The organism is Mycobacterium kyogaense, assembly GCF_036946525.1.
Taxonomy (GTDB): Bacteria; Actinomycetota; Actinomycetes; order Mycobacteriales; family Mycobacteriaceae; genus Mycobacterium; species Mycobacterium kyogaense_A.
Genome location: NZ_JAQIIY010000035.1, coordinates 1 through 26,913, shown reverse-complemented (window position 1 = coordinate 26,913; position 26,913 = coordinate 1). Strand labels below are relative to the sequence as shown.

General features: G+C 68.0%; 21 protein-coding genes and 2 pseudogenes. 13 read left to right on the top strand and 10 right to left on the bottom strand.

The features are described 5' to 3' along the window. Positions 1 to 90 precede the first annotated feature (90 nt). Entirely contained in the window at positions 91 to 945 is an 855-nt protein-coding gene (locus PGN37_RS24655; RefSeq protein ID WP_335333606.1) for a GntR family transcriptional regulator, read from the top strand. Positions 946 to 958: 13 nt separating this feature from the next. Here PGN37_RS24655 and nikE read toward each other — a convergent pair whose 3' ends face one another. The 4 genes and pseudogenes from nikE to PGN37_RS24635 form a co-directional block, all read right to left on the bottom strand. After that, positions 959 to 2,635 (bottom strand): ABC transporter ATP-binding protein, encoded by a 1,677-nt coding sequence (nikE, locus tag PGN37_RS24650; protein ID WP_335333604.1) that lies wholly within the window; start codon positions 2,633 to 2,635, stop codon positions 959 to 961. Beyond that, positions 2,632 to 3,579: an ABC transporter permease gene (locus tag PGN37_RS24645; protein WP_335333603.1), complete on the bottom strand. Its 948-nt coding sequence runs from the start codon at positions 3,577 to 3,579 to the stop codon at positions 2,632 to 2,634. Before PGN37_RS24645 ends, nikE begins: the two co-directional genes overlap by 4 nt. Then, on the bottom strand, positions 3,576 to 4,229 hold the full coding sequence (locus PGN37_RS24640) for an ABC transporter permease (RefSeq protein ID WP_335333637.1): 654 nt from the start codon (positions 4,227 to 4,229) through the stop codon (positions 3,576 to 3,578). Before PGN37_RS24640 ends, PGN37_RS24645 begins: the two co-directional genes overlap by 4 nt. 12 nt (positions 4,230 to 4,241) lie before the next feature. Beyond that, positions 4,242 to 4,511, bottom strand: a pseudogene (locus PGN37_RS24635) (ABC transporter permease); the annotation flags it as partial. Positions 4,512 to 4,658: 147 nt separating this feature from the next. On the opposite strand from PGN37_RS24635, the gene PGN37_RS24630 reads away from it, so the two are divergent. The 5 genes from PGN37_RS24630 (at position 4,659) to lysA (ending at position 11,948) form a co-directional block, all read left to right on the top strand. Continuing rightward, complete coding sequence (locus PGN37_RS24630) at positions 4,659 to 6,296, top strand: ABC transporter substrate-binding protein (protein ID WP_335333636.1); 1,638 nt, start codon at positions 4,659 to 4,661, stop codon at positions 6,294 to 6,296. Further along, positions 6,296 to 7,756 (top strand): leucyl aminopeptidase family protein, encoded by a 1,461-nt coding sequence (locus PGN37_RS24625; RefSeq protein ID WP_335333602.1) that lies wholly within the window; start codon positions 6,296 to 6,298, stop codon positions 7,754 to 7,756. The genes PGN37_RS24630 and PGN37_RS24625 overlap by 1 nt, the downstream gene beginning before the upstream one ends. 67 nt (positions 7,757 to 7,823) lie before the next feature. Continuing rightward, positions 7,824 to 9,188 carry an aspartate aminotransferase family protein gene (locus PGN37_RS24620; protein ID WP_335333600.1) on the top strand — a complete coding sequence of 455 codons (1,365 nt, stop codon included), beginning with the start codon at positions 7,824 to 7,826 and terminating at the stop codon, positions 9,186 to 9,188. Next, entirely contained in the window at positions 9,178 to 10,659 is a 1,482-nt protein-coding gene (locus tag PGN37_RS24615) for a xylulokinase (protein ID WP_335333599.1), read from the top strand. The genes PGN37_RS24620 and PGN37_RS24615 overlap by 11 nt, the downstream gene beginning before the upstream one ends. Then, the gene (gene lysA / locus PGN37_RS24610; RefSeq protein ID WP_335333598.1) at positions 10,656 to 11,948 is read left to right on the top strand and encodes a diaminopimelate decarboxylase; all 1,293 of its coding nucleotides are present in this window, start codon (positions 10,656 to 10,658) and stop codon (positions 11,946 to 11,948) included. Before PGN37_RS24615 ends, lysA begins: the two co-directional genes overlap by 4 nt. Here lysA and PGN37_RS24605 read toward each other — a convergent pair. Genes PGN37_RS24605 through aspS form a run of 3 tightly spaced genes read right to left on the bottom strand, consistent with a single transcriptional unit; the run spans position 11,945 to position 15,132 of the window. Next, on the bottom strand, positions 11,945 to 12,394 hold the full coding sequence (locus PGN37_RS24605; RefSeq protein ID WP_335333597.1) for a nitroreductase family deazaflavin-dependent oxidoreductase: 450 nt from the start codon (positions 12,392 to 12,394) through the stop codon (positions 11,945 to 11,947). The two genes, lysA and PGN37_RS24605, sit on opposite strands and share 4 nt — an antisense overlap. Continuing rightward, on the bottom strand, positions 12,391 to 13,323 hold the full coding sequence (locus PGN37_RS24600; RefSeq protein WP_335333596.1) for a DUF4436 family protein: 933 nt from the start codon (positions 13,321 to 13,323) through the stop codon (positions 12,391 to 12,393). Before PGN37_RS24600 ends, PGN37_RS24605 begins: the two co-directional genes overlap by 4 nt. A 36-nt stretch (positions 13,324 to 13,359) precedes the next feature. Further along, the gene (aspS, locus tag PGN37_RS24595; RefSeq protein WP_335333595.1) at positions 13,360 to 15,132 is read right to left on the bottom strand and encodes an aspartate--tRNA ligase; all 1,773 of its coding nucleotides are present in this window, start codon (positions 15,130 to 15,132) and stop codon (positions 13,360 to 13,362) included. 78 nt (positions 15,133 to 15,210) lie between these two features. Here aspS and PGN37_RS24590 point away from each other — a divergent pair, with 78 nt between their 5' ends. After that, complete coding sequence (locus tag PGN37_RS24590; protein WP_442933014.1) at positions 15,211 to 15,708, top strand: SRPBCC family protein; 498 nt, start codon at positions 15,211 to 15,213, stop codon at positions 15,706 to 15,708. On the opposite strand, the gene PGN37_RS24585 is transcribed toward PGN37_RS24590, so the two are convergent. Then, positions 15,702 to 17,189, bottom strand: a complete 1,488-nt coding sequence (locus PGN37_RS24585; protein WP_335333594.1) for a carboxylesterase/lipase family protein — start codon at positions 17,187 to 17,189, stop codon at positions 15,702 to 15,704. The two genes, PGN37_RS24590 and PGN37_RS24585, sit on opposite strands and share 7 nt — an antisense overlap. 70 nt (positions 17,190 to 17,259) lie before the next feature. On the opposite strand from PGN37_RS24585, the gene ypfJ reads away from it, so the two are divergent. Together ypfJ and PGN37_RS24575 are read left to right on the top strand one after the other, a co-directional pair. Next, the gene (ypfJ, locus tag PGN37_RS24580) at positions 17,260 to 18,147 is read left to right on the top strand and encodes a KPN_02809 family neutral zinc metallopeptidase (protein WP_335333592.1); all 888 of its coding nucleotides are present in this window, start codon (positions 17,260 to 17,262) and stop codon (positions 18,145 to 18,147) included. Continuing rightward, complete coding sequence (locus PGN37_RS24575) at positions 18,140 to 19,771, top strand: DUF885 domain-containing protein (protein ID WP_335333591.1); 1,632 nt, start codon at positions 18,140 to 18,142, stop codon at positions 19,769 to 19,771. The genes ypfJ and PGN37_RS24575 overlap by 8 nt, the downstream gene beginning before the upstream one ends. Positions 19,772 to 19,775: 4 nt before the next feature. On the opposite strand, the gene PGN37_RS24570 is transcribed toward PGN37_RS24575, so the two are convergent. Next, positions 19,776 to 20,795 carry an Rv2578c family radical SAM protein gene (locus tag PGN37_RS24570; RefSeq protein WP_335333590.1) on the bottom strand — a complete coding sequence of 340 codons (1,020 nt, stop codon included), beginning with the start codon at positions 20,793 to 20,795 and terminating at the stop codon, positions 19,776 to 19,778. A 56-nt stretch (positions 20,796 to 20,851) separates the two neighbouring features. Between PGN37_RS24570 and helR the strand changes: the two genes are divergently transcribed. After that, positions 20,852 to 23,044, top strand: a complete 2,193-nt coding sequence (gene helR, locus PGN37_RS24565) for an RNA polymerase recycling motor ATPase HelR (protein ID WP_335333589.1) — start codon at positions 20,852 to 20,854, stop codon at positions 23,042 to 23,044. Between the two features lies 1 nt (position 23,045). Here helR and PGN37_RS24560 read toward each other — a convergent pair whose 3' ends face one another. Then, entirely contained in the window at positions 23,046 to 23,465 is a 420-nt protein-coding gene (locus PGN37_RS24560; protein WP_335333588.1) for a hypothetical protein, read from the bottom strand. Positions 23,466 to 23,730: 265 nt separating this feature from the next. Between PGN37_RS24560 and urtA the strand changes: the two genes are divergently transcribed. The 3 genes and pseudogenes from urtA to urtC form a co-directional block, all read left to right on the top strand. Then, on the top strand, positions 23,731 to 24,996 hold the full coding sequence (gene urtA / locus PGN37_RS24555) for an urea ABC transporter substrate-binding protein (RefSeq protein ID WP_335333587.1): 1,266 nt from the start codon (positions 23,731 to 23,733) through the stop codon (positions 24,994 to 24,996). Positions 24,997 to 25,000: 4 nt separating this feature from the next. Then, a pseudogene (gene urtB / locus PGN37_RS24550) lies at positions 25,001 to 25,886 on the top strand (urea ABC transporter permease subunit UrtB). Further along, positions 25,883 to 26,913: urea ABC transporter permease subunit UrtC (urtC, locus tag PGN37_RS24545; RefSeq protein WP_335333586.1), on the top strand; the 1,031-nt coding region annotated here is incomplete at its 3' end. The pseudogene urtB and the gene urtC, both read left to right, overlap by 4 nt.

Sequence of the window (26,913 nt, the reverse complement as noted above, 5' to 3'; positions counted from 1 at the left end):
TGTCGACACTATGAGGGTCGGCAGAGACACCGCGGCTGCCGGAAGGCAAGACTGGGGCATGATCGGTCGTCAGCCCACCTTGGAGGACATGTGACCGGAGGCGCACCGAACAAGCCGAGAGCCACGGCCACGACGCGGCCGCCGCGCGCCCTGCGCTATCAGCATGTCTACGACCTGGTCGTGAACATGATCGAAGAACGCGGCCTGCGCGAGGGCGACCAGCTGCCGAGCACCGCGGAGCTCGCCGAGATGGCCGGAGTCAGCGTCATCTCGGTGCGCCGCGCTCTGGACGAACTGACGCGCAGCGGCAAGATCGTGCGGCACCAGGGTGTCGGCACCTTCGTCGCGCCGCAGCGCCTCGTCAGTGAGCCGTCGCGACCCGGCGCGCTGCTGGACACCCTGACCAGCCCGGGCGGGGATGTCGAGCTCACCACCGAGCTCGTCAGCATGCTCGTGGGACTGCCCAGTGCGAAACACGCTGCAGCCCTGGGCATCGACGCCGGCCAGCCGGTGTGGGAGATCAGCCGCCTGCGACGCCTCGGCAGCGCGCCGAAGGTACTGGAGAAGGCTGTCCTTCCGCTGCAACTCGTGCCGTCGTTGGACGAGACGCGCATCGCCGACGGCGGATCGCTCTACGGCTTTCTCTCCGAGCGGTACGCACTCACCGACGATTTCGTCGAGCAGGTCTTCGAGGTCGACCAGCCCAACTCCTGGGAGCGCGAACACCTGCAGTTGGCCGCGAAGGTCAACGTGGTGCGGATCCGCGGGATCAGCGTCACCGCTGCCGGAGTCGCATTCGACAGCTTCCAGCAGACCTACCCGGCCCGCGAGTTCCTGTTCTACGTCTCCGGCAACTCCGGACCTCGGCTCATGGAGTCCCACGACAACGGTCCATGGTCGGTGCGGCCCCTGGGCGCACCGACCCCGACGGGCGACAACGACTGAGGTCATCGGCCGGTCACGACCGCCGCCGCGCGGGATCCGGGCTCGGCACACTCGCCAGCAGTGTGCGGGTGTAGTCGGCGCGGGGTTCGTGCACGACCTGCCACGCCGCCCCAGCCTCCACGACCGCACCGTCGCGCATCACGATGATGCGGTCGGCGTAGGCGGCGGCCGTCGACAGATCGTGGGTGATCATCAGGATTCCCATCCGGTGTTCGCGGCGCAACGCGTCGAGCAGTTCCAACACCCCGGTGCGCACCGACACGTCGAGCATCGAGACGGGTTCGTCAGCGAGGAGCAAGCGTGGCCGAAGGACGAGACTGGCCGCGATCGCCACGCGCTGACGTTGCCCGCCGGACAGCTCGTGCGGGAATCTGTCGGCGAAGATCGCCGGGTCGAGCCCCACGTCGCGCAGCGCTTCCGCGGCCAGGGTCCGCCGCTCACGTCTGCCGCTGCCGATGCGGTGGACCACGAGGGGTTCGGCGACAGTGTCTGCGACGCGCAGGCGACCGTCGAGCGCCTCGTAGGGGTCCTGGTAGATCATCTGGACGTCTCGACGTAACGGACGCCACGCCGCGGCATCGAGGGTGGTGATCTCCGTGCCACCGATCCGGATGGAGCCCGACCGCACCGGTTGCATCCCCAAGATCGCCTGCAGCGTCGTGGTCTTGCCGCACCCGGACTGGCCGACGAGCGCGACCAGCTCACCCTCACCGACTGTCATGCTGACGTCGGCGACGGCGTCCGGCGGCCTCGACGTCGTGTCGTCGTCCGCTCTGTGCGGTGACCATCTCCGGCGTCGCGGACGTGCCACATCGCCGAACGTCACTCGCAGATCCGTCACCTCGAGCAAAGGGCTTGCAGGCGGCGGGCTTTCGCGGGCACCCCCGACGGCGGCGAGATCGGGCGTGGACTCGAACAGTTGACGGGTGTAGGGATGGGCAGGCCGTCGATACAGGTCCTCGACCGTGCCCTGCTCGACGATCCGACCGTCGCGCATCACCGCCGCCCGTGTGCACGCCTGCGCCACCACACCGAGGTCGTGGGTCACCAGAACCAATGCCAGCCCGAGCTCTTCCGACAGCGAGACCAGCAGGCGCAGCACCTGATCCTGCACCACGACGTCGAGCGCCGTCGTGGGTTCGTCGGCGAGCAGCACCTTGGGCTCGCATGCGAGCGCCATGGCGATCACCGCCCGCTGTTTCATCCCACCGGACAACTGGTGCGGATACCGAGCGTCGGTACTGGGCGCCAAACCGACGAGATCCAGGAGTTCCCTGGTGCGTTCGACTGCGCGACGGCCGCGGGCGATCCCGTGGATCTCGAGCGCCTCACGGATCTGCCGGCCGACCGTCATGACCGGATTGAAGGCACTCATCGCGCCCTGGAACACCATCGCGACGTCTGTCCACCGGTGCGCTCGGATCCCCGCCTCACCGCCGGCGAGGATGTCGCGACCGCCCACGCGGATCTGCCCGCCGACCGTGGCGGTGGGGGGCAACAAACCCAGCGCGGCGAGGATCGTGGTGGTCTTCCCGCACCCCGACTCACCCACCAATCCGACCCGCTCCCCCGGCGCCACGGTCAGCGAAAGGTCCTTCACCGTGTGAATCGGGTTGCCGCCGTGATGATCTCGCGGGTCGAACCAGACGTCGAGACCCACGAACTCGAGGGCATTCGCCGGCCCGGTCACAGCGCGTCACCCCCGCGTCCCACCAGGGGCCGCATCCGCCACGACGACGTCGACAGGTACGACGAACGCAACCGTGGATTCAGTCCGTCTTCGATCGAGTTGCCCACCAGGTAGCAGCCCACGATCAACGCCGCGACGCACAACCCCGCGGGCACGATCGCCCACCAGGCACCGGTGCTGATCGCGCCCCGTTCGAAGGCGTGCTCCATGATGGTCCCCCACGTGACCGCGGTCGGATCGGACAGACCGAGAAAGGCCAGCGCCGTCTCGTTGAAGACGGCGAGCGTGATCGCCAGGACGGTGTTGGCGATCACCAGCGGTCCCAGCTGCGGCAGGATGTGCGTGGCGATGATGCGGGTGTGGCTCGCCCCGATGGAGACCGCCCTGCGGACGTAGACCCGTTCCCGCAACGATTTGACCTGTGCGCGAACCACTCTGGCCGTGCTGGTCCACATCAGGAAACCGATGACCATGATGACGTGCGTGAGGCTGGGCCCCCACACTGCGGCGACGACGATCATCAACACGATCTGTGGAACCACCATGAAGTAATCGGTGATGCGCATCAGCACCGTGTCGACCCAGCCGCCGAAGTAGCCGGACAGCACGCCCACGACGGTTCCGATCACGATGGCGATCACAGCCGCCGTGAAACCGACGAACATCGACACCTGGCCGCCCTGGAGCACGAGACTGAGCACGTCGATGCCGCCGTCGTCGCAGCCGAGCCAATGGCGGCCCGACGGCGGGTCGAACACCGGGCAGCTGGGGATCGAGGTGCTGTAGGGCTTGAGGATCGGCGAGAAGACGGACACCACGAGGAACGCCGAGATGACGGCCATTCCGATGAGTGCGGGCGGGCGCCGCATGGCGGTACGAAGATCACCCCAGGCGCCTCGCCGGCGTCCCGGTTGCACCGGGACGGGAATGTCGTCGGCCGTCATCGCGACACCCGCGGGTCGAGCCGGAAATACAGGAGATCGGCGAGGTAGTTGAGCAGGACCACGGTCACGGTGATAGCCAGGAATCCTCCCTGCAGCATCGGGTAATCCCGTTGCAGCACAGCGTCATAGAGCGCCCTTCCGATACCCGGCCACGAGAAGATGACCTCAACGAGGATGGAGCCGCTCACGACAGCGCCCAGCGACAGCGCGACCTGGGTGATCGTCGGCAGCGCGGCGTTACGCAGGGCGTACAACCAGATGATCCTGCGCCGTGACAGCCCCTTGGCGCGCGCGGTCAGGATGTAATCCTGACCGAGGGTCTCCACCATCGCCGAGCGCACGATGAGCGCATTCTCGGCATACAGCGTGAGGACGAGGGTCAGCACCGGCAACGCCATGTGCAGAAGGAGATCGGCGAACTGCTCTCCCGGCGACAGGGCCACAGCGAACGGGTCGCGCATACCCACCGACGGCAGCACCCCGGAGAACAGGATCAGCAGCATCATGCCGAGGAATTGCGTCGGGAAGGCGTAGAACGCGACGGCGACCCCGGTCGAGAGGTGATCGGCCAGGGTGTTGCGCCGCACGGCGGCGTACACCCCGACGGCCACGCCGATGAGGATGGCCAGGATGGTTCCCGTCGCGACCATCGGCAGGGTGTTACCGAAGGCCTCGATCAGGTTGTCCAGCACCGGTTGCCGATTGGTGAACGAGACGCCCAGGTTGCCACGGCAGAGCTGCTCCACGTACAGCAGATACTGCTGCCAGAGCGACTTGTCGAGACCGAATTCGACTTCCAGTGCCTGCCGCAGGGCCGGCGACGCGTTCGGAATTCGCGACACCCGGGTGACCGCGTCTCCCGGCAGTACGCGGAACAGGACGAAGTTGACGGTCAGGGCGACGACGATGGTGACCACCGCGAAAAGCGAACGCTTCCAGAGGTACCCCGCGCACCCAGTCTCCTTCCTCCGGTTGACAAGCCGCTCACGTAGGTCATGATACTAAGCACAATAAGTGACCATGCGCACCTCGGAGGACGTTGTCGACGGAATGCGTTGTCCAGAGAGGATTGACCGTTGATGAGGTGTAGGGGTGCTCTCGCAGCGCTGATCGCTGTCGCCGTGATGGTCGCCGGAACGGGCTGTAGCTCCCGCGAATCCGGCTCGACAGTTCTGCGGATCGGGGTCAGCGCGACCATCGACTCGCTCAATCCCTTCGTGTCCAGTTCGGACTACAGCAGCGTCGTCTTCGAGTACGTCTATCCGCATCTGACGGAGTACGACACGAAGGACATGTCGCTACAACCGTCGTTCGCGACCTCGTGGAAGACCTCGCCCGACGGTCTGGTGTGGACGTTCGACACGGCCCAGAACGCGACGTGGTCGGACGGCAAGCCACTGACAGCTAAGGACGCGGCCTTCACCCTCAACACCATCGAGAAGTTCCGCGACGGCCCAGCCGGGAAGCTCGCCGGGTTCATGCAGGGGTTGACGTCGGCAACCGCCGACGGGGACAACCGCCTGACCCTGACCTATTCGGCGCCGGTGTCCAATGTGCTCGCCCAGATGACGCAGCTGCCCATCCTGCCCGAGCACATCTGGTCGCAGTACGCCGCCGGCGACGGCAAGGAACTGACGACGTTCGCCAACGAGGCGCCGATGGTGTCCGGCGGGCCGTTCCGGCTGACGGAGTACCGCAAGGACCAGCTCGCCCTGTTCGATCGCAACCCCGCCTGGTGGGGTACGGCGAAGCCCACCATCACCGGCTTCGGCCTGCAGATCTTCGCCAACTCCGACGCGATGGTGACCGCGCTGCGGACCGGCCAGGTCGACATGATCGGCGAGTCGACCCCGGCCACCACCGTGCCCTCGCTCAAGGACGCCGGCATGGTGGTCGACACCGCCCCGGGCACCGGCTATTACGAGCTGATCGTGAACACCAACCCGAAGAAGAAGAACCATCCAGAACTCCTGGATCCCGCGGTGCGCAAGGCTTTCGAGTACGCGATGAATCGATCCGAGATGGTCAGTACGGCCTGGCTCGGGATGGCCACACCGGGCTCGACGATCGTGGCCCCCGCGACGGGGTTCCACGACAGTTCGATCCAGGGGCTGCCCTTCGACCTCGCCCAGACCAACTCGATCCTCGACGGCCTCGGCTTCCGGCGGGGCCCAGACGGTATCCGCGTGGCCAACGGGGTGCCCATGAGCTACGACGTGATCTTCCCGACCGAGATCAACGGTGCCGGCGACCGGATGTTCCAGACCATGCAGAACGCCCTGCGCGAGGCGGGCGTCAATCTGGTGATGCGCAAGATGGACACCGATGCGGCCAGCGCGGCGATCATGGGCCCGGACAGCACCTACGACGACTTCGACCTCGCCATGTGGGACTGGATCCCGCCGGTGGATCCCGATTTCCAGCTCAGCGTCCTCACCTGTGCGCAGTGGGGCAACAACAACGACAGCGGGTACTGCAACCCCGAATACGACAAGCTCTACGCCGCCCAGGGCATCGCTCGCACACGCGAGGAACGCCAGCAGATCGTCAACCAGATGCAGCAGCTGGCCTTCACCGACCGGCCCTACATCGTGCTGGTGTACCAGAACGTGATCGAGGCGCACAGCCCCACGTGGACGGGTTTCCTGCTCTCGCCACTGGTCGGCTCGGTCAACAACCTCTCCACGCAGACGCTCATGCAGGTTCGGCCCGCCTAGTGGACACCGTGTCGCTGACGCACCACCGTCCGGCCGAGCTCGCCGCGCTACTCGCCGACCACCACGGGGCGACCGTCGTCGTCGGTCTGCCGCGCGGATCGCGCGGCGTGTTCGCGGGACCGGGCGCGACTCTGCTCGCCGAAGCCCTCGGCGTGAACGTCGTCGATCTGGTCATGACCGATCCCGACTTCGACGGCGCAGCCGCGTCCCGGTCGGTGCTCGCCGTCCCCGGACCGTCCGGCCCGGTCCGGGTGGTGGCGGTGGGCCTCGACGGCAGACTCCCCACGCCGCACGGGCTGTTCGACGCCGCTCTGTCCGCGCGGGCCGGCGGGACAGTGCTGTCGCTGCTGCCACTCGAAGCCGAGGACGCGCTGGGCGCGGTCGCCGAGGGCCACGCACTCTCGGCATGGCGGTACCACCGCGACGGCAGTCCGGCCGGGGCGCGCATCCACCTCGTCGCTGCGACCGCGGACGACACGATCCTCACGCGTGCCGCGACGGTGGCACGAGCCACCGGATGGGTGCGACAACTGGTCGAGACACCTCCGAACTCCCTGTCTCCCTTGACTTTCGCAGCCGCCGTTGCCGATTTTGCCGAGGCGGTCGCGTCGGGTTCGGTGGTCGTCGAGAGGTGGGACGCCGACGTGCTGCGCGACCGCGGGTTCGGCGCCACTCTCGCGGTGGGTGAGGCGAGCGCCCGCCCCCCGCTGGCCGTCGTGCTGCGGATCGACGGTGAGGGGCCGGCAATCGGGCTGGCGGGCAAGGGAATCACCTTCGACTCCGGTGGAGTCAACCTCAAGCGCGACGGCGCCGAATTGTGGTGGATGAAGTCGGACATGGCCGGCGCGGCGGCCGTCGCGGCCGCGGTCATCGCGGCGGCGGCCCTCGGCAGGACCGCGCCCGTGGTGGCGGTGCTGCCGGTGGCCGAGAACATGCCCGGCGGCGCTGCCCTTCGACCCGGGGACGTCGTGCGCCACCCCGGCGGACAGAGCACCGAGGTGCTCGACACCGACTGCGAGGGTCGGCTGGTCTTGGCCGATGCATTGAGTTGGCTTGTCGGACAGGATCTGTCCGGTCTCGTCGATGTCGGAACGCTGACCGACTCGGGCGGCGTCGGTCCGGCCTACTGGGGCTGCTGGACCAACGCGGCGGCTCTTGCGGGTGAGCTCACCGACGCCGGACGACGCGCATTCGATCCCGGCTGGCAGCTTCCCCTGCATCCGACCTACAGGTCGATGCTTCCCTCGCGTGTCGCCGACATCGCCAATGCCTCGCCGGATCAGCCCGATTCAGGACAACTGGCGGCGACGTATCTGAGCTCTTTCGTCGGCGACACACCGTGGGTGCACATCGACAACGGCTCGGCGGCGTGGCTGGAACGCGACGCCCACCCGTGGCCCGCCGGCGCCACGGGCACCCCGGTGCGGGCACTCGTGGAATACCTTCACCCGTCGACGTGAGCACTTTCATGTGCATACTTAGTATACTAAGCTCGATCGCGAAGGCTCGGACTCCGAAGAAGAGGATATGGACACACACGCCATGACGTCGTTCGACACCGCCTACGCCGAGCGGACCACCGCCACCAAGGCGCTCTACGACCGCGCCCGCCGCACCATTCCCGGCGGCGCCGGCAGCACGGCGCGCCTGCCCCGCAACGGTTGGAAGCCCTACCCGCTGTTCATGAGTGAGGGCAAGGGCTCCCGGCTGCGCGACGCCGACGGCAACGAATACATCGACTACCTGCTCGGCCTGGGGCCGATGATCCTCGGGCACCGCCACCCGCAGGTGACACAAGCGGTCGTCGACGCCGTCGAGCAGTACGGCACATGCTTCGGCCTGCCGTACGAACTCGAGATCGAGGCCGCCGAGAAGGTCGTCGCGGCCGTCCCCGGTCTGGAGCAGGTCCGCTTCACCAACTCCGGCTCCGAGGCGGTCGGAACGGCGGTACGCCTCGCCCGCGCCACCACCGGGCGGCGGCTCATCGTCCGCTTCGAGGGTCACTACCACGGCTGGCAGGACACGGTGTACTGGTCCAATCACGTCGACCCGACGCTGGCCGGACCCGCCGACAACCCGCGCCCTGTCGCGATGGGACCGGGCGTGCCGGCCGAACTCGAGGACACCCTCGTCGTCCTCACCTGGAACGACCCCGAGAGCTTCGTGCGTCTCATGGAGCAGCGCGGCGAGGAGGTGGCCGCCGTGCTCACCGAACCAGCGGTGTTCAACACCGGATGCATCCTGCCCGAGCCCGGCTACCTCGAATTGCTACGAGAACAAACGACCAAATACGGCGCCATGCTGATCTTCGACGAGGTCATCACCGGCTTCCGGTTCGCCCGCGGCGGGGCCCGGGAATGGTTCGGGGTGCACTCAGACCTGACCACCTACGCCAAGGGCGTCGGCGGCGGATTTCCCGTCGCCGCCATCGGCGGCACCACCGAGGCGATGCGCATGATCGCTGACGGCACGTACTCGCACTCTGGCACCTACAACGCCAACGTCGTGCAATGTGCGGCCGTATCGGCGACCATGGACGTGCTGGCCACACCCGGCCTGTACGAGCGCCAGCGGGCACTCGGCGACCGGCTGGGCAGCGGACTGAAAGCGCTGGCCGACGAGAAGGGTATCGACGCGTACGTGGAAGGCATCGGCACGGTGTTCCAGTTCTGGTTCACCGATCGCCCCATCAAGAACTGGCGCGACGCCGCCGCCCACGCGCACGAGGACATCTTCACCCGCTGGTACCAGGAGATGGTGGTGCGGGGAATCCTGTTCCACCCGTTGCAATTCGAGAATCTGTTCGTCTCGCTCGTGCACACCGACGCCGACATCGACGAAACCCTGACCGCGGCCGAAAGTGCCCTGACCGTGGTGGCGCGTGAGCGCTGAGGCGCCGACCCTGGCGATCGGCCTCGACCTCGGGACCAGCAGCCTCAAGGCGGTCGCCGTCGACGAGACAGGTCGCTGTGTTGCGCGTACGCGCGCAGACTATCCGACGGCCCAACCCGAAACCGGTGCGGCGGAACAGAACCCGGACGACTGGCTGGCCGCGTGTGACGACGCTGTCCGCGGTTTGGCGCTCGCCACCGACCCGGCGTCGTGGCGGGCCGTCGGCCTGTCCGCGATGTTGCCGACGCTGGTCAACCTCGACCACCGCGGAGCCCCGCTCGGACCGGCCGTGACGTGGATGGATGCCCGCGCCGAGCCCGAGGGAGCGCGGATTCTGGCCCGCACCGATCCGGAGGTGTCCTACGCCAGGACCGGACAACGGTTCGACGGCCGCTATCTGCTCGCGATGCATTTGCGACGGGTCGACCGGGGGCTACCGGCGGACGCGATCACGTGCGGCGCCAAGGATTTCCTGTTCAGAACGCTCACCGGTGAACTGCTCACCGACCCGAGCACCGCCGCCGGCTACGGCGCCTACGACCTGCACACCGGGGAGTGGGACGACGACATGCTCGCGGCGGCGGCCGTACAGTCCGTGCCCGATGTCGTTGCCTCCGACACGACACGACCCCTGCGTGCCGACGTCGCCGTCCGATGGGGGTGCATGGCGGGCATTCCTGTCACCGTCGGTGCAGCCGACTCGGTGCTGGGCGCGTACGGCTTGGGTGTGGACGGCCCCGGTGACGTGGCCTACATCGCCGGCACCAGCAATGTCATCCTCGGGTGGGCTCCGAATCCCGCGATCGACCCGCAGGGCCGCTACCTCGTGACGCCTCTGGCCGGCGACGGTTTCGGCCTCGAAATGGACTTGCTCGCAACAGGTTCGGCCCTGGAGTGGCTCGCAGGGCTGCTGGCCGTAGACGGCCCGGCGGCGGTGGCCGAACTGGCCGCGTCGGCGTCGCTCGACGATGCTCCGCTGGTGCTGCCCTATCTCTCGCCCGGTGAGCAGGGTGCGCTGTGGGATCCGGATCTCGTCGGTGCCATCAAGGGACTGACCCTGCGCACCACGCCCGCCGACCTCGCCCGCGGGCTGACAGCCGGAATCGTGCTGGAGTCGCGACGCTGCACCGAGATACTGGCCGAGGCAACCGGTACCCGCGGCGCACTGGCGCTGACTGGGTCGGGGGCGGCGTCGACGACCTTCCGCAGCGACCTCGCCGACGCCACCGGGCGCAACGTGATCTTCGACCCACATGAACAGGACCACTCCGCGGTCGGTGCCGCGACATTCGCCGGACGCACGGCGCTGGCGTGGTCACCGCAGTCGAGCCGGCCCACCCACCGAGCCGAGGTGATCGAGCCCGATCCGGGCCGCGCCGAGCGGTGGGCAGAACGTTTCGCCCGACACGACGACGCCATGAGGGCCCTGGCCGCACGCTGCGCCACCACTCATCCCGCGGAGCAGACATGACGACACAGATCCACACACCCGCCGACATCGACCTGTCCCTCTACCCGGATGGCACGACACTCGACGCCGCGGGGCGTCTCCTCGTCGGCGGGTGCCGTGTCGATGAACTGGTGCACCAGTTCGGCACGCCCGCCTACCTCATCGACGAGGGCGCTCTGCGGCGGACCGCCCGCCGGTACCTCGACGCGTTCTCCCGCCGCCACCCGCACTCGTTGGTCCTGTTCGCCGCGAAGAGCTTCCCCTCGGCATCGGTGATCGGTGTCGTCACGGACGAGGGATGCGGCGTCGACACCGCCGCGGCAGGTGAACTGGCACTCGCGGTCGCTGCCGGCGCCGATCCCTCGCGAATGGTGTTCCACGGCAACGCCAAGACCGACGACGACATCCGCGCCGCAGTACGCGCGCGAGTGCGCTACATCGTCGTCGACAACCTCGATGACGTCGAGCGTCTCGCCAGACTCGCCGACGAACCCGTGCCGGTGCTGCTCCGGGTCAGCCCGGCACTCGAGGCCAAGACCCACCAGGCCATGATGACCGGGCACGACGCGTCGAAGTTCGGGATCCCGTCCGACCAGGTCGACGAGGTCATCGGGCTCATCACCCGAGAACGCCGACTCGACCTGCGGGGCCTGCACGCGCACGTCGGATCGCAACTGCTCGACCTCGACCAGTTCTCCGCCGCTGCGCGCGCTCTCGCCCAGTTCGGTCGCTTCGGCGTCTACGACCTCGGCGGCGGTCTGGGCGTCCGCTACGTCAGCACCGATGGCGCACCCTCGATCGAGCAGTACGCCCAGCACATGGTGTCTGCCGTGCACCGTCACCTCGGTGAGGATGTCGAACTCCTGGTCGAGCCCGGACGGTCGATGGTGGCGCGCAACGGCGTCACCGCGTACCGCGTCGTCACGGTCAAACGCGGGACCCGCACCCACGTCGCGGTCGACGGAGGCATGGGCGACAACCTCGAGGTGTCGCTGTACGGCCAGCAGTTCCAACCGTCGGTGATCGATCGCAGCGGACCGGGCGAAACCGTCGACATCGTGGGCCGCCATTGTGAATCCGGCGACGAGATCGCCCACGGCGTCGAGGTCGTCCACCCGCAGGTAGGTGACCTGATCACGGTGCCCGTCACCGGGGCGTACTGCTACACGATGGCCAACAACTACAACACGGCGCTGAGACCGCCCGTGGTGTTCTGCCGCGACGGCGTCGCGCGACTGGCGGTGAGGCGGGAAACCTTCGACGATCTCCTGCGGCGCGAACAGCTGATCCCGCCGAAGGCGGCAGATTAGGCGCGAACGAGCTCGAACAGCGGAATCGTCCGCGACGTGTTCGCCTGGTAACCGGCGAACACCTGCGAGTAGTCGACGACCCTCTGCCACGTCGCGTCCCGCTCGTCGGCGGGCAGTTCCCGGGCGACGACGTCCCACGTCTCGATGCCGACCTCGATCTGGGCTCGCGGGTCGGCCCGCAGGTTGTGCGCCCATGCCGGGTTGTTGGGCGCACCGGCATACGAGCCCACGATGATCATCTTCTCGTCGATGGTCAGGTACGCCAGCGGGGAGAGCCGCGGCTGGCCCGACTTGGCGCCGACGGTGTGCAGCAACAGCAGCGTGCCACCTTCGAAGGGGCCGCCGACCTTGCCGCCGTTGGCACGGAACTCCTCGACGATCTTGCGGTTGAAATCGTCGAGGGCCGCCGTGTCGGAGACGAGCTTGTTCTTGTCGATCTCGCTCACTTGGCCACCTTCTCCGGCTTGGGATCCGTTCTGGTCTGCCGCCACCAGGCGACCACGAAGATGACCATAGCCGCGGCCAATGCGACGAGAACCCAGAGGATCACAGCCTGGTCGATCCACGCTCCCGGCTCTGGCGCCCCCGGCAGGATGTTGCGCAAGGGCACCACCGCGAACAGCATCGCGGCGAACCAGGTGATGAACGGCGGCTGGAACTTACGACGGTGCAGCAACATCTCGATCGCGACGAACAGCGCCGTAGCAGGTAGAGCCAGCAGCACCAACAGAATGCCGAGGTCGATGGCCAGCGCCCCTCGGGTGCGCTCGAGACTGAACTGCACGGTCTGGATCTGGCCCCACGGTGCGTCGAGGGTGCGGACTCTGGGCAGGATCTGCCAGGCGTTCACACTGCCGGCCACCACGATGGACGCCGGCACACTGCGCTGCGCCGCGCCCTGTCCCACGAGGGCCTCCACACCGATGACGTCTGTTCGGTACGAGTCGAACGGCCAGTCGTCGGGCTCACCGACAGCGATCAGAGATGTCGAGGTCCGGTTGCTCTGCAGGTCGTCGTGCACGTAGATCAGCTGGCCTTCATCGGTCCACGAACTGAGGCGAATCGTCGCGTCTGCAGTGGCATCGGGTCCGTCCGCGAGCAGGTCGGCGCCCGGGTGCAGGACGACGTCGACGGCGAGTTCGTTCTGGGGCGCATCGACCTGACGGAGTCGAACGATCACCGACGTCTGCGAGGACAGCGCCCCATCGTCGAACGCGAAATGCTGAGGCGGCTGCTCCAGGAAGCGGTATCCGACGAGCGATGCGATGTAGATGGCCATGATGGCGAGGACCGTGGTCAGTACCGTTGCGGTGAGTGCACGCGGCCTGTTCTCTGCGGGCTTGTCAGTCGACGTCGTGTCGGAAGCGGGCGGCACGCGCGGATCGTATCGTGGCCCACCGCGACGTCGCGGCTATCCGCCCACCTTCTCCGGCTTGGCGTCGATGCCGGATTCCTTGCGTTGCTGCGGCGTGATCGGCGCGGGCGCATCGGTCAGCGGGTCGACCCCACCACCGGACTTCGGGAACGCGATCACCTCGCGGATCGAATCGACACCGGCGAGCAGCGCGACGATGCGGTCCCAACCGAACGCGATACCGCCGTGCGGTGGCGCGCCGAAAGTGAAGGCGTCCAACAGGAATCCGAACTTGTCCTGCGCTTCATCGTGGTCGATACCCATCATCGCGAACACACGCTCCTGGACGTCGCGGCGGTGAATACGGATCGAGCCTCCGCCGATCTCGTTGCCGTTGCAGACGATGTCGTAGGCGTTGGCCAGCGCCGAGCCCGGATCGGTGTCGAACGTCGCCTCGGATTCGGGCTTGGGCGCGGTGAAGGCGTGGTGCACCGCGGTCCAGGCACCCGACCCGACAGCGACGTCACCGGAGGCTGTCGCGTCGTCGGCCGGTTCGAACAGCGGCCAATCGACCACCCAGGTGAACGCCCACGCGCTCGGATCGATCAGCTCGAGTCGCTTGGCGATCTCGATGCGGGTGGCGCCCAGCAGCGCCCGCGCCGCCTTCGGCGTGCCCGCGGCGAAGAACACGCAGTCGCCGGGATTCGCTCCGACGTGAGCCGCCAGGCCGGCTCGCTCGGTGTCGGACAGGTTCTTCGCGACCGGGCCGGCCAGCTCGCCGTCATCACCGATCAGGACGTAGGCAAGCCCCTTGTGGCCGCGCTGCTTGGCGAACTCCTGCCACCCGTCGAGCGTGCGCCGCGGCTGCGAGGCTCCGCCCGGCATGACCACCGCACCCACATAGGGCGCCTGGAACACCCGGAACGGGGTGTCGGCGAAGTATTCGGTGCATTCGACGAGCTCCACCCCGAACCGCAGGTCGGGCTTGTCGCTGCCGAAGCGCCGCATCGCCTCGGCGTAGCTGATGCGCGGCAGCGGGGTCGGCAGGTCGTAGCCGATCAACGCCCACAGCGCGCGCAGTACCTCTTCGGACACCGCCATCACGTCGTCGGCGTCGACGAAGCTCATCTCCATGTCGAGCTGGGTGAACTCGGGCTGGCGGTCGGCGCGGAAATCCTCGTCGCGGTAGCAGCGGGCGATCTGGTAGTAGCGCTCCATGCCCGCGACCATCAGCAGCTGTTTGAAGAGCTGAGGGCTCTGCGGCAGCGCGTAGAAGGACCCGGGCTGCAGACGCGCGGGCACCAGAAAGTCGCGAGCACCCTCGGGCGTCGAGCGGGTCAGCGTCGGGGTCTCGATCTCGATGAAGTCGTGGTCGGCCAGCACTCCGCGGGCGGCGGCATTCACCTTGGAGCGCAACCGGATTGCGTGCCCGGGGCCTTCGCGGCGCAGATCCAGGTAGCGGTACTTCAAGCGCGCTTCCTCGCCGGCGGTCTCGTCGAGCTGGAACGGCAGCGGTGCGCTCTCCCCCAGCACCGTCAGCGAGGTCGTGTTGACCTCGACCTCGCCGGTGGCGATCTCGGTGTTGGCGTTGCCTTCGGGTCGGATCTCGACGACGCCGGTGACGGCGACGCAGAACTCCGAGCGCAACCGGTGGGCCTGGGCCAGCACCTCACCGTCGCGGAACACGACCTGAGACACCCCGGACGCGTCACGCAGGTCGATGAAGATCACGCCGCCGTGGTCGCGGCGGCGCGCCACCCAGCCGGCCAGCGTGACCGTCTGCCCGGCGTCGGCGGCACGCAACGATCCGGCGGTGCGGGTACGCAGCACGAAACACTCCTCACAAACGGTGATGATCGACGGTCAAGTCTAGAGGTGGGGTCCGCAGTTCTGACTAAGGTGCTGGTCATGCACGCCTGCGAACGCGTCGGCCTGGATTTCCTGGACTCCGCGCCCCACCGCATCGTCAGCACAGTCGACCTCGAGATCACACCTGCGCAGTTGTTCGAGGTGCTGGCCGACGAGCACTCCTGGCCGCAATGGGCCACCGTGATCACGAAGGTCACCTGGACCAGCCCACCGCCGCGCGGCGTCGGCACCACGCGCACCGTCGACATGCGCGGTGGGCTCAGCGGCAACGAGGAATTCCTGGCGTGGGACTCGTTCGAACGCATGGCGTTTCGCTTCAACGAGATCAGCACATCCGCGATGGCGGCGTTCGCCGAGGACTACCGCGTGGTCCCGACGTCGCGGGGCTGCCATCTGACCTGGATCATGGCGTTGGCGCCCGCGAACCTCGCCGGCCGGGTCGGGCTGACGCTGGGCGCGCCGGTGATGAACCGGATGTGCCAGCGTTTCCTCGACGAGCTGAGGCGCTACACCGACGAGCGATTCGCCCGTCAGTAGATCCGGGCCCATGCGCTGCGGCGCAGCCGATCCGGGTCGTCCTCGACCGCGTCGCGCCGCGTGGCGATCAGCCGGGTCCGGCGACGCTCGACGTCGTAGAGAGGCCAGTTCGCCTCGTCGTGCACGCGGTCGCTGCAGGCGAAGTCCAGCCAGGTGCGTTGCATGCGGACGCCGACCGACGGCGGAAAGCGGCGCCCGAGCGGATGCAGCTTGCGCCCGATGAAGGACGCGTAGCTGTGCTGCACGTGCACGATCTCGCTGCCGTGCGTGGCGCCGAGGCCGAGCAGCCGCAGGCTCAGCCCGGCGTGGTCGAACCGGTACATCCGGGCCGGCGCACGTGAGCTGTAGGCGTCGGCGAACGCCCAGGCAGGCCCGCCGAACATCACGTCGGAGCCGATGGCGATCAGCGCGCTGCGCCGCGGGTAACGCGGATATGCCTGCAGCACAGCATCTTTGACTTCAGGATCGACTCTGTCGAAGTAGGCGTGCACCGATTCCCTCGTGGTGGGCAGCATCGGTGGCCGGGTCCAGGCGAACATCGTCGCCTCGTGGCTGTTTGTCCCGATGATCAGCGGTACGCGGGCGATCTCGCCGGCGCGGGCCGCGTCGATCGGATGGCGGGGCAGCAGCTCGGTGCCATGCGTCAGCCCGTACGCCAGGGTCGGCGTCTGCGCCGCGCTCGCCAGCTGCACCTGACCGGCTGCACGCCGAAGCTGCCGCTGCGGCAGCTCCTTGACCTCGGCTGCGGGCACACCGAGGTGGTCCAGGAAGTCGCGGGCCCGCGCGGCGCGCAGTTCGCGGTCGGCGATCAGTGGCAGTGCCGGGCTCTGCGCGATCGCCCGGTGGAACAGCCCACTCGCCTGCGGGCAGGCCAACAGCGCCAGCACCGACGTCGCTCCGGCCGACTCGCCGAACACCGTGACGCGATCCGGATCACCCCCGAACGACGCGATGTGCTCGCGCACCCAGCCCAGCGCCGCGAGCTGGTCGCGCAGCGCCAGGTTGTCGTCGAAACCCGGCCCCAGATCCCCGAGCTCGAGGCCCCCGAACACCCCGATGCGGTAGGTCACGTTGACGACGACGACGTTGCCGTTGGCCGCCAGGCGAGACCCGTTGTAGAGCTGGAACTGCCCGGCGCCGTAAACGAATGCCCCGCCGGGAATCCACACCATCACCGGTAGCGCGGCGGTGGTGTCCGGCGACCAGACCGTGACGGTCAGGCAGGCCTCGTCCCGGGTCTTGGGATCGTCGCGGCCGCCTCCGACGAACGATGTGGTCTGCGGTGGCAACGGCCCGTGCTCCAACGCGTCGCGCACCCCGTCCCACGGCTCGGGTGCCGCCGGAGCCAGGAACCGTCGCGGCCCGACCGGCTGCTGCGCGTACGGCACGCCGCGCCACACCCCGATGCCACCCTCGATGTCGCCGCGCAACTCACCCAACGAGGTACGCACGACGGTGGATGGTCCGGCGACGACTGCCACAACGCGAATCGTAGTGTGCGATTCTTGACGAGCCCGGCATGCGGGCCCGGCGGCGAAGCGAGGTGGGGCCATGACCTTCAACGAGGGCATGCAGATCGATACCAGCACCACGTCGACCAGTGGAGGGGGGCGAGGTCCCGGCCGGGGCATCGCCGTCGGCGGTGGCCTGGGCGGCCTTCTGATCGTCGTCGTGGCGCTCTTCCTCGGGGTCGACCCCAGCTCGGTGATACCGCAGCAGCAGGCCGGCCCGCAGACGGCCGACACCCCGGGTTTCGACACGAGCCAGTGCAAGACCGGCGCCGACGCCAACGCGATCGTGCAGTGCCGGGTGATCGCCACCGGAAACTCCGTCGACGGCGTGTGGGCCCAGCTGATGCCGGGCTACACCCGTCCGAAAGTGCGTCTCTTCTCCGGATCGGTCGACACCGGGTGCGGACCGGCCACCAGCGACGTGGGGCCGTTCTACTGCCCGGTCGATCAGACCGCGTACTTCGACACCGACTTCTTCGACGTGCTGACCACCCAATTCGGTTCCAGCGGTGGCCCCTTGGCGCAGGAGTACGTCGTCGCGCACGAATTCGGCCACCACGTGCAGAATCTCGAAGGTGTACTCGGCCGCGCCCAGCAGGGCGCGCAGGGCGCCAACGGTAACGGTGTGCGCACCGAACTGCAGGCTGATTGCTATGCCGGCGTCTGGGCGCACTACGCCGCCATCACGAAGCAGGAAGGTACCGGGGTGCCGTTCCTGGAACCGTTGACCGACAAGGACATCGCCGACGCACTGTCGGCCGCATCGTCGGTCGGCGACGACCGCATTCAGGAGTCCGCGACGGGCCGGGTCAATCCCGAGTCGTGGACCCACGGATCCTCCGAACAGCGGCAGAAGTGGTTCACCACCGGTTACCAGACCGGCGAACCGGCTCAGTGCGACACGTTCGCGGCCCGCGACCTTGGGTAGGGCAGCCACCGACGTCGACGCCGTCGCCGAGCGCTATCTGGACACCTGGGCGCAGCTGGACCCGTGCGGGGCCACCGAGGTCGGTATCGCCGGATTCGACGATCAGGTCACCGACTACTCCCCCGCCGGCTGCGCGGCCCGCGCCGACGCCGCACGCGCAGCGCTGCGCGAACTGGCCGGCACTGCGCCGGCCGACGACGCCGATGTGGTGACCGCCGCGGCACTGCGCGAACGCCTCACGGTGCTGGTCGACCTGAACGACGCGGGTCTCGATGTCGGCGAGCTCAACGTGATCGCCTCACCGCTTCAGACGATGCGCGACGTGTTCGACCTGATGCCGACCGAGACCGCCGATGACTGGGCCACGATCGGCCGACGGCTGGCCCGTGTCCCCGAGCGCGTGTCGGGATACGCCGATGCGCTGCGCGCCGCGGTGTCGGCAGGTCGCGCACCCGCCGCACGCCAGGTCCGCCGCGGCATCGCCCAGGCAGGCCAGATCCAGCACCTCTACCTCGACATGGTCGCCGACGCCGTGCCCGACGATCTGACACTGCACGCCGAGCTGCGCCGGTGCGCCGAAGACGCCGCCAACGCCTACGCCGCGCTGGTCGGGGTGTTCCGCGAGGAGATCGGCCCGCATGCCCGGGAGGTCGATGCCTGCGGTCGCGAGGACTACGCGGTGCTGTCCCGGTCCTTCCTCGGCGCATCGGTGGATCTCGACGAGGCCTACGCGTGGGGCCTGGATCAGCTGAGCACGATTGTGACCGAACAGGATTCGATCGCCAATCGGCTGTACCCGGGGGCAAGCGCGACGGAGGCGCTGCGGAGGCTCGACGACGAGGACCGGTATCTGATACACGGCACCGAGGCGCTGGCGCAGTGGATGCAGGACCTGTCCGACCGCGCCGTCGACGCGCTGGCGGACACGCATTTCGAGATCGCGCCGCCGCTGCGCCGACTCGAGTGCCGGATCGCGCCGACAAACACCGGCGGCATCTACTACACCGGGCCCTCGGAGGACCTGAGCCGCCCGGGGCGGATGTGGTGGTCGGTGCCCGCCGGCGTGCACACATTCCACACGTGGCAGGAGATGACCACCGTCTTCCACGAGGGCGTGCCCGGACATCACCTCCAGATCGGGCGTGCCGTCGTGCTCGCAGACGAACTCAACCGGTGGCGCCGGCTCGGCTGCTGGGTGTCCGGACACGGTGAAGGCTGGGCGCTGTACGCCGAACGGTTGATGGCCGAGTTGGGCTGGCTCGACGATGCCGGCAACCGGATGGGCATGCTCGACGCGCAGCGCTTCCGCGCCGCCCGCGTGGTGATCGACATCGGCGTGCACTGCGGCCTGACCGCGCCCGACGGCGGCACCTGGGACGCCGCCCGGGCGTGGACCTTCCTCCAGTCACACAGCGCGATGGCCGAGGAGAACCTGCGTTTCGAACTGGACCGCTACCTGGGGTGGCCGGGTCAGGCACCGTCGTACGCCATCGGTCAGCGGATCTGGCAGGAACTGCGGGACACGGTGACGGGAAACGGAGTGCCGCTCAAGGAGTTCCACCGGCGCGCATTGGATCTGGGCGGGCTGCCACTCGACGTCCTGCGCTCGGCACTGCTCGACTGAGCCTTCAGAACAACGCCGGCTGGACCGGGGGCGCCGGCGCGGGCACCGGGCGGCGCGCACCGGTCTCCCGGAACGAACGGCCCGGCGTCAGACCGTGTTTCGCAACCAGAGGTGCGGCGCGCTGCGCGAGCATCGCCCGGTAGTCGGCCGGCAGATAGGCACCACGCCGGTACAGCTGCCGGTACTCACCGACCAGTTCCGGGTGGCTCGCCGCCAGCCAATCCATGAACCAGCCGCGGGTGCTGCCGCGCAGATGCAGACCGAACACCGTCACACTCGTCGCACCCGCCGCCGCGATCCGGCCGAGCAGGTCGTCGAGATGGGCCACCGAATCGGTCAGCCGCGGCAGCACCGGGGCCACCATCACGTGGCAGGGTAGGCCCGCCTCCCGGATCGCCGAGATCAACCCGAGCCGCGCCTGCGGCGTCGGCGTTCCGGGCTCGATCGTGCTGTGCAGCACCGGATCCCCGACCGCGAGCGACACCGCGACGCTGACCTCGACGCGCCGCTTCGCCTCGGTGAGCAGTGGGAGATCCCGGCGCAGCAGCGTGCCCTTGGTCAGGATGGAGAACGAGGTGCCCGACTCGGCGAGCGCGCCGATGATGCCCGGCATCAGCGCATACCGTCCCTCGGCCCGCTGGTAGGGATCGGTGTTGGTGCCCAGCGCGACAGTCTCGTGCGTCCACGACGGTCGGTGCAGTTCACGCCGCAACACCTCGGCCACATTGGTCTTGACCACGACCTGGGAGTCGAAATCCCGGCCGCTGTCGAAATCCAGGTACTCGTGCGTCGGGCGTGCGAAGCAGTACCGACAGGCATGCGAGCAGCCGCGGTAGCCGTTGACGGTGTACTGGAACGGCAGCATCGAGGCCGCCGGCACCTTGTTCAGCGCGGACTTGCACAGCACCTCGTGAAACGTGATGCCCTGGAACTCCGGTGTGCGCACGCTGCGGACCAGACCGAGCCGCTGCAGACCGGGCAGCGCTCCGTCGTCGACATCGACGCTCTGCCCGGACCACCGCATGCCACCATGCGAACACACGTTCGAAACGGTGTCAAGCAAGTAGCGTGGCAGGCACCATGCCGACTGACGACCACACCACCGAACTCGCCGCCGAACAGCGCTACGTCGCCGCGCTCTACGACCGCCTCGACGCCGAACGCACCCGGGTGAAAGACCGCTACCGTGGCGCCCTGCGCGGAACCGGCGGCACCCTCGTCGAACGCGACGCCGAGGTGCGTGCGCTCGCCCGACAGATGGCCCGGCTCAACGTCGCCGACAGCGGCCTGTGCTTCGGCCGCCTCGACAGCATCGACGGGGAGACGATCTACGTCGGACGCATCGGCATCCTCGACGAGGCAGACGATTTCACCTCACTGCTCGTCGACTGGCGCGCACCGGCCGCCCGCGCGTTCTACGTCGCCACCGGCGCGTCCCCGGAGAAAATGCGACGCCGCCGCCAGTTCCACACGATGGGCCGCCGCGTCCTCGACTTCACCGACGAGATCCTCGGCCGCCCCGACGCCGCAACGGATCTCGACGGCCCGGGTACCGGCGACGCGGCTCTTCTCGCCGCGGTCAACGCGCCACGCGGTGACGGCATGCGCGACATCGTCGCCACCATCCAGGCCGAGCAGGACGAGATCATCCGCCTCGACCACGCCGGCGTGCTCGTCATCGAAGGCGGGCCCGGTACCGGCAAGACCGTCGTCGCGCTGCACCGGGTGGCCTACCTGCTCTACACCCAGCGCAAGCGCATGGAGAGCCACGGTGTTCTCGTCGTCGGACCCAACGCGGCGTTCCTGGATCACGTCGGGCGTGTGCTGCCGTCCCTGGGTGAGACCAACGTCGTGTTCATGACCACTGGCGACCTCTATCCGGAATTGCGGGTGGCAGTCCGCGACACCCCCGAGGTCACCGCGGTGAAGGGCGCACTGGAGGTGCTGAAGGTGCTCGCAGCGGCCGTCGCCGACCGGCAGCGCGTTCCGGCCGAGCCGATTCCGATCGACCTGGCCGACGTGTCCGTCCGCATCGACCTGGACATCGCGCAGTGGGCCGTCGACGAGGCCCGAGCCAGCGGCAAGACACACAACGACGCCCGGGCGGTGTTCGCCGACGTGCTGACGTGGGCGCTGACCGAGCGCGCCATCGCCAAGATCGGCAAGGGCTGGTTGACCCGTGAGGACCGCAACGCCTGGGAGCACCTGCGCTCAGAACTGGTCGAAGAGCTCGACGAGCACCCCGGTTTCGCCGCCGCCCTCGACCGGCTGTGGCCGATGCTGACGCCGGAAACGCTTCTCGCCGAGCTGTATTCGTCACCCGAACGGCTCAGTGCCGCCGGTGCCGACCCGATCCTGTTGCGCACGGACGGGCACGCGTGGACGGTGTCCGACGTACCGCTGCTCGACGAACTGGTCGACCTGCTGGGCCGCGACAAGAAGGCCGAGGCGGCCGCGGAGAAGGAACGCCGCGAGGAAGCCGCCTACGCGGCAGGGGTGCTGGACCTGATGATCGGCCGCGAAGACCTGATGGACGACGAGGACCAGCTGCTGGCCTCGGACGTGATCGCGGCCGAGGATCTCGCCGAACGGTTCGAGGAACGCGATACCCGCGAGCTCGCCGAACGTGCTGCCGCGGATCGAGATTGGACGTACGGGCACGTCGTGGTCGACGAAGCCCAGGAGCTCTCGGCGATGGAGTGGCGGGTGCTGATGCGGCGCTGCCCGCGCCGGTCGTTCACGATCGTCGGAGATCTCGCGCAGCGCCGATCGGCCGCCGGGGTGACATCGTGGCAGTCGACGCTAGAGCCGTACGTGGACCGCCGATGGCTGTACCGCCCGCTGCTGACGAACTACCGCACCCCCAGCGAGATCATGGCCGTCGCAGCCGCGGTGCTCGCCGAGTTCGCCCCGGACGTGACGCCACCCGAGTCGGTGCGCTCCTGCGGGGTGGCGCCGTGGTCACGTCGCGTGACCGAGGACCAACTGGATTCTGCCATCGAGGAATTCGTGCGCGCCGAGGCGGCCATGGAGGGCACCAGCGTGGTGATCGGTCCGCCCGGCACCCCTGGCGCGGTCTCACCGTCGGACACCAAGGGGCTGGAGTACGACGGGGTGCTCGTCGTCTCCCCGGAGACGATCATGGCCGACGGCCCGCGCGGGGCCGCCGACCTGTACGTGGCACTGACCCGCGCCACACAGCGGCTCGGCGTGCTGCACACCGCACCGCTACCCGAGGCGCTGCGCGGACTGACCGAGCAGCGAGCGGGCTAACTCACCACTGGGCGCCCTGGCACAGCGGGCTGTACGGGTGATCACCCTGGATCACGATCTGCCCGTCGACGGCGACCTCGCAGTGCGCATTCGGCGCCGCCTGCCCACCCTTGGTGGTGCTGCTCGCCCACACGTACGCCCACTGCGGATCGCTCAGCGTGGTCTCGAACGTCCACGGCTGCCCGGGGGCGATGGTGACGGTGTCGCGCTTCAGGTAGGCGTACGCGTCGGCGTTGTAGGCCGCCTTGTCCGCCGGCTGATTCACCAGATAGGTCACGTCGAACTGATACGGACCCGCGACGCTGATCGTGTACTGGACCTTGTCGGCCTCCGGCTGTGCGCTCGCGACACCCGGAGTGAGCGCAATCGAAGCGGCCGCGACCATCAGGGACACCCCGACCTTGGCTGTAGCTGTTCGCATGTCCATCACATCGCCCGACGGTACCCAACCGTTACCGTCCTCGGCTCGGTACATCCCAGGCTCAGGTGAACGGCAAACCAACTCCCCCGGCGGCCAACAGGTTAACAGTGCCGTCACACACAGACATTTGACAGAAACACCGGCGCTCTAACGTCCCGAATCGACACCGACCCGTGTCGACAATTCCGCGGTCACCCGTCGTCACCCATGGCGGCTCAGCATGTTCTGCGCAGGTGAACGCTGTCGACTCTCAGAAAGGCCCTTTATGGAGCATCCTCGGCGCCACCCGTCCCGGCGCACCGCGCTCGCAGCGGGAAGCATCGTCGCGGCGGTCAGCCTGCTGGTAGCGGGCTGTGGAAGCAAGGCGAGTGAGTCAGATTCAGCAAATGCGGCGTCGTGTGTGGACACCTCCGGGTCCACCGTCAAGGTCGGCTCGCTGAACTCACTGTCGGGCACGATGGCGATTTCCGAGGTCACCGTCCGTGACTCCATCAAGCTCGCCGTCGACGAGATCAACGCCGGCGGCGGGGTGATGGGCAAGCAGATCCAGCTCGTCGGCGAGGACGGCGCGTCCGAGCCCACGGTGTTCGCCGAGAAGGCCGAAAAGCTGATCAGCAGCGACTGCGTCGCCGCGGTGTTCGGCGGGTGGACCTCCTCGAGCCGCAAGGCGATGCTGCCCGTCTTCGAGTCCAACAACTCGCTGCTTTACTACCCGGTGCAGTACGAGGGCCTGGAATCGTCGCCGAACATCTTCTACACCGGCGCGACCACCAACCAACAGATCGTGCCCGCGCTGGACTACCTCAAGGAGAAGGGCGTCAAGTCGCTCTACCTCGTGGGCAGCGACTACGTGTTCCCCCAAACCGCCAACCGCATCATCAAGGCCTACGCGGGTGCCAACGGTATGGAGATCAAGGGCGAGGACTACACGCCGCTGGGCTCCACCGACTTCTCGACCATCGTGAACAAGGTCCGCACCGCTGACGCCGACGCCGTGTTCAACACCCTCAACGGCGATTCGAACGTCGCGTTCTTCCGTGAGTACAAGAACGTCGGCCTGACCCCGCAGCAGATGCCGGTCGTGTCGGTGTCGATCGCCGAAGAAGAAGTCGGCGGCATCGGCGTGCAGAACATCACGGGACAGCTGACGGCCTGGAACTACTACGAGACCATCGACACCCCGGTCAACAAGAAGTTCGTCGACGCGTACAAGAAGGCCTACGGCGCGAACAAGCCGACCTCGGACCCGATGGAAGCCGCCTACACCTCGGTGTACCTGTGGAAGAACACCGTCGAGAAGGCGAAGTCGTTCGACACCAAGGCGATTCAGGACAACGCCGGCGGCGTCACGTTCGACGCGCCAGAAGGCCTGGTCACGATCGACGGCGAGAACCACCACATCACCAAGACCGCCCGCATCGGCGAGATCCGGCCCGACGGACTCATCTACACCGTGTGGCAGTCCCCCGGCCCGATCGAGCCCGATCCGTTCCTGAAGTCCTACCCGTGGGCCGCCGGCCTGTCCGGCTGACCCGATGGATGTCCTGATCGGACAGCTGGCAACAGGATTGAGCCTCGGCTCGATCCTGTTGCTGGCCGCTCTGGGTCTGTCGCTGACGTTCGGCCAGATGGGCGTCATCAACATGGCGCACGGTGAGTTCATCATGGCCGGCTGCTACACCGCTTACGTGGTGCAGCAGGTGATCTCCAGTGCCGGTGTGTCGTTGATCATCTCGCTGGTCATCGGGTTCTTCATCGGCGGCGCGATGGGCGTGGCGTTGGAGGTCGGGCTGATCCAGCGGATGTACGACCGGCCGCTGGACACCCTGCTGGTCACGTTCGGCGTCGGCCTGATCCTGCAGCAGGTCGCGCGCGACATCTTCGGTGCCCCCGCCGTCAACGTCGTGGCGCCGGAATGGCTCTCCGGCGGAATGGAGATCTTCGGCGCCGTCGTGCCCAAGACCCGCATCTTCATCCTGGTGCTGGCCGTGGTGTGCGTCGCGGTGCTGGCCACGGTGCTCAAGGTCAGCCCCATGGGCCGGCGTATCCGCGCCGTCGTGCAGAACCGCGACCCTCGCCGAGACCAGCGGCATCTCGTCCCGCCGCACCGACATCACCACGTTCTTCATCGGCTCGGGCCTCGCGGCCGTCGCCGGTGTGGCGCTGACGCTCATCGGCTCCACCAGCCCGACGATCGGCCAGAGCTATCTCATCGACGCGTTCCTCGTGGTGGTGGTCGGCGGGCTCGGACAGATCAAGGGCACCGTGATCGCGGCGCTGGCGCTGGGCTTCTTGAACTCGTTCATCGAGTACAACACGACCGCGTCACTGGCCAAGGTCGTCGTGTTCGTGATCATCGTGATCTTCCTGCAGGTGCGTCCGCAGGGGTTGTTCACCGTCCGGACAAGGAGTTTGGTGTGAGAGCCCTCATCGGCCGCTGGCAGACGTGGGTCGGCTTCGGGGTCGCCGCGCTGGTCCTGTTCGTCATCGCCCCCGCGGTGCTGTCGGACTTCCGGCTCAGCCTGCTCGGCAAGTTCCTGTGCTTCGCCATCGTCGCCGCCGGCATCGGACTGGCCTGGGGTCGCGGCGGCATGCTGGTGCTCGGCCAGGGCGTGTTCTTCGGGCTCGGCGGCTACCTGATGGCGATGCACCTCAAGATCGCCGACGCGCAGCTGCGCGGCGACGACGTGCCCGACTTCATGCAGATCCAGGGCATCCGCGAATTGCCGTCGTACTGGCAGCCGTTCGCCTCCCCCGCGGTAACGCTCGTGGCGATCGTCCTGCTACCCACTGCGATTGCCGCCGCGCTGGGGTTCGGCGTGTTCAAGCGCAAGGTCAAGGGTGCCTATTTCGCGATCCTGTCGCAGGCGCTGGCGGCCGCGCTGGCCATCCTGCTGGTCGGCCAGACCGGTCTCGGTGGGTCCAACGGACTCAACAGGTTTCGCACGTTCTTCGGGTTCACGCTCAACGATCCGGTGAACCGCCGGATGCTGTATTTCATCGCCGCCGCGGTGCTGCTGCTCGTGGTCGCAGTCGTGCGACAACTGATGCAGAGCCGCTACGGCGAGCTGCTGGTGGCGGTGCGTGACGGCGAGGAGCGAGTGCGGTTCCTAGGCTACGACCCGGCGAACATCAAGGTGGTGGCCTACACCGTCGCCGCGTTGTTCGCGAGTATCGCCGGCGCGTTGTTCGCACCGATCGTCGGGTTCATCGCGCCGTCGCAGGTCGGCATCCTGCCCTCGATCGCGTTCCTCATCGGTGTCGCGATCGGCGGCCGGACGACTCTGCTCGGCCCCGTGCTCGGCGCCATCGGCGTGGCGTGGGCGCAGACCCTGTTCTCCGAACGGTTCCCGTCGGAATGGACGTACGCCCAGGGCCTGCTGTTCATCGTCGTCGTCGGCTTCTTCCCCGCGGGCCTTGCCGGACTCGGTGTGGTACTGCGCCGGCG

Coding starts and splice junctions, on each gene's coding strand:
- PGN37_RS24645 (WP_335333603.1), bottom strand. CDS start 3,579: ATGACGGCCGACGACATTCCCGTCCCGGTGCAACCGGGACGCCGGCGA.
- PGN37_RS24630 (WP_335333636.1), top strand. CDS start 4,659: ATGAGGTGTAGGGGTGCTCTCGCAGCGCTGATCGCTGTCGCCGTGATG.
- PGN37_RS24620 (WP_335333600.1), top strand. CDS start 7,824: ATGGACACACACGCCATGACGTCGTTCGACACCGCCTACGCCGAGCGG.
- ypfJ (WP_335333592.1), top strand. CDS start 17,260: ATGACCTTCAACGAGGGCATGCAGATCGATACCAGCACCACGTCGACC.
- urtA (WP_335333587.1), top strand. CDS start 23,731: ATGGAGCATCCTCGGCGCCACCCGTCCCGGCGCACCGCGCTCGCAGCG.
- PGN37_RS24560 (WP_335333588.1), bottom strand. CDS start 23,465: ATGCGAACAGCTACAGCCAAGGTCGGGGTGTCCCTGATGGTCGCGGCC.
- helR (WP_335333589.1), top strand. CDS start 20,852: ATGCCGACTGACGACCACACCACCGAACTCGCCGCCGAACAGCGCTAC.
- lysA (WP_335333598.1), top strand. CDS start 10,656: ATGACGACACAGATCCACACACCCGCCGACATCGACCTGTCCCTCTAC.
- PGN37_RS24640 (WP_335333637.1), bottom strand. CDS start 4,229: ATGGTCGCGACGGGAACCATCCTGGCCATCCTCATCGGCGTGGCCGTC.
- PGN37_RS24590 (WP_442933014.1), top strand. CDS start 15,211: ATGCACGCCTGCGAACGCGTCGGCCTGGATTTCCTGGACTCCGCGCCC.
- PGN37_RS24570 (WP_335333590.1), bottom strand. CDS start 20,795: ATGCGGTGGTCCGGGCAGAGCGTCGATGTCGACGACGGAGCGCTGCCC.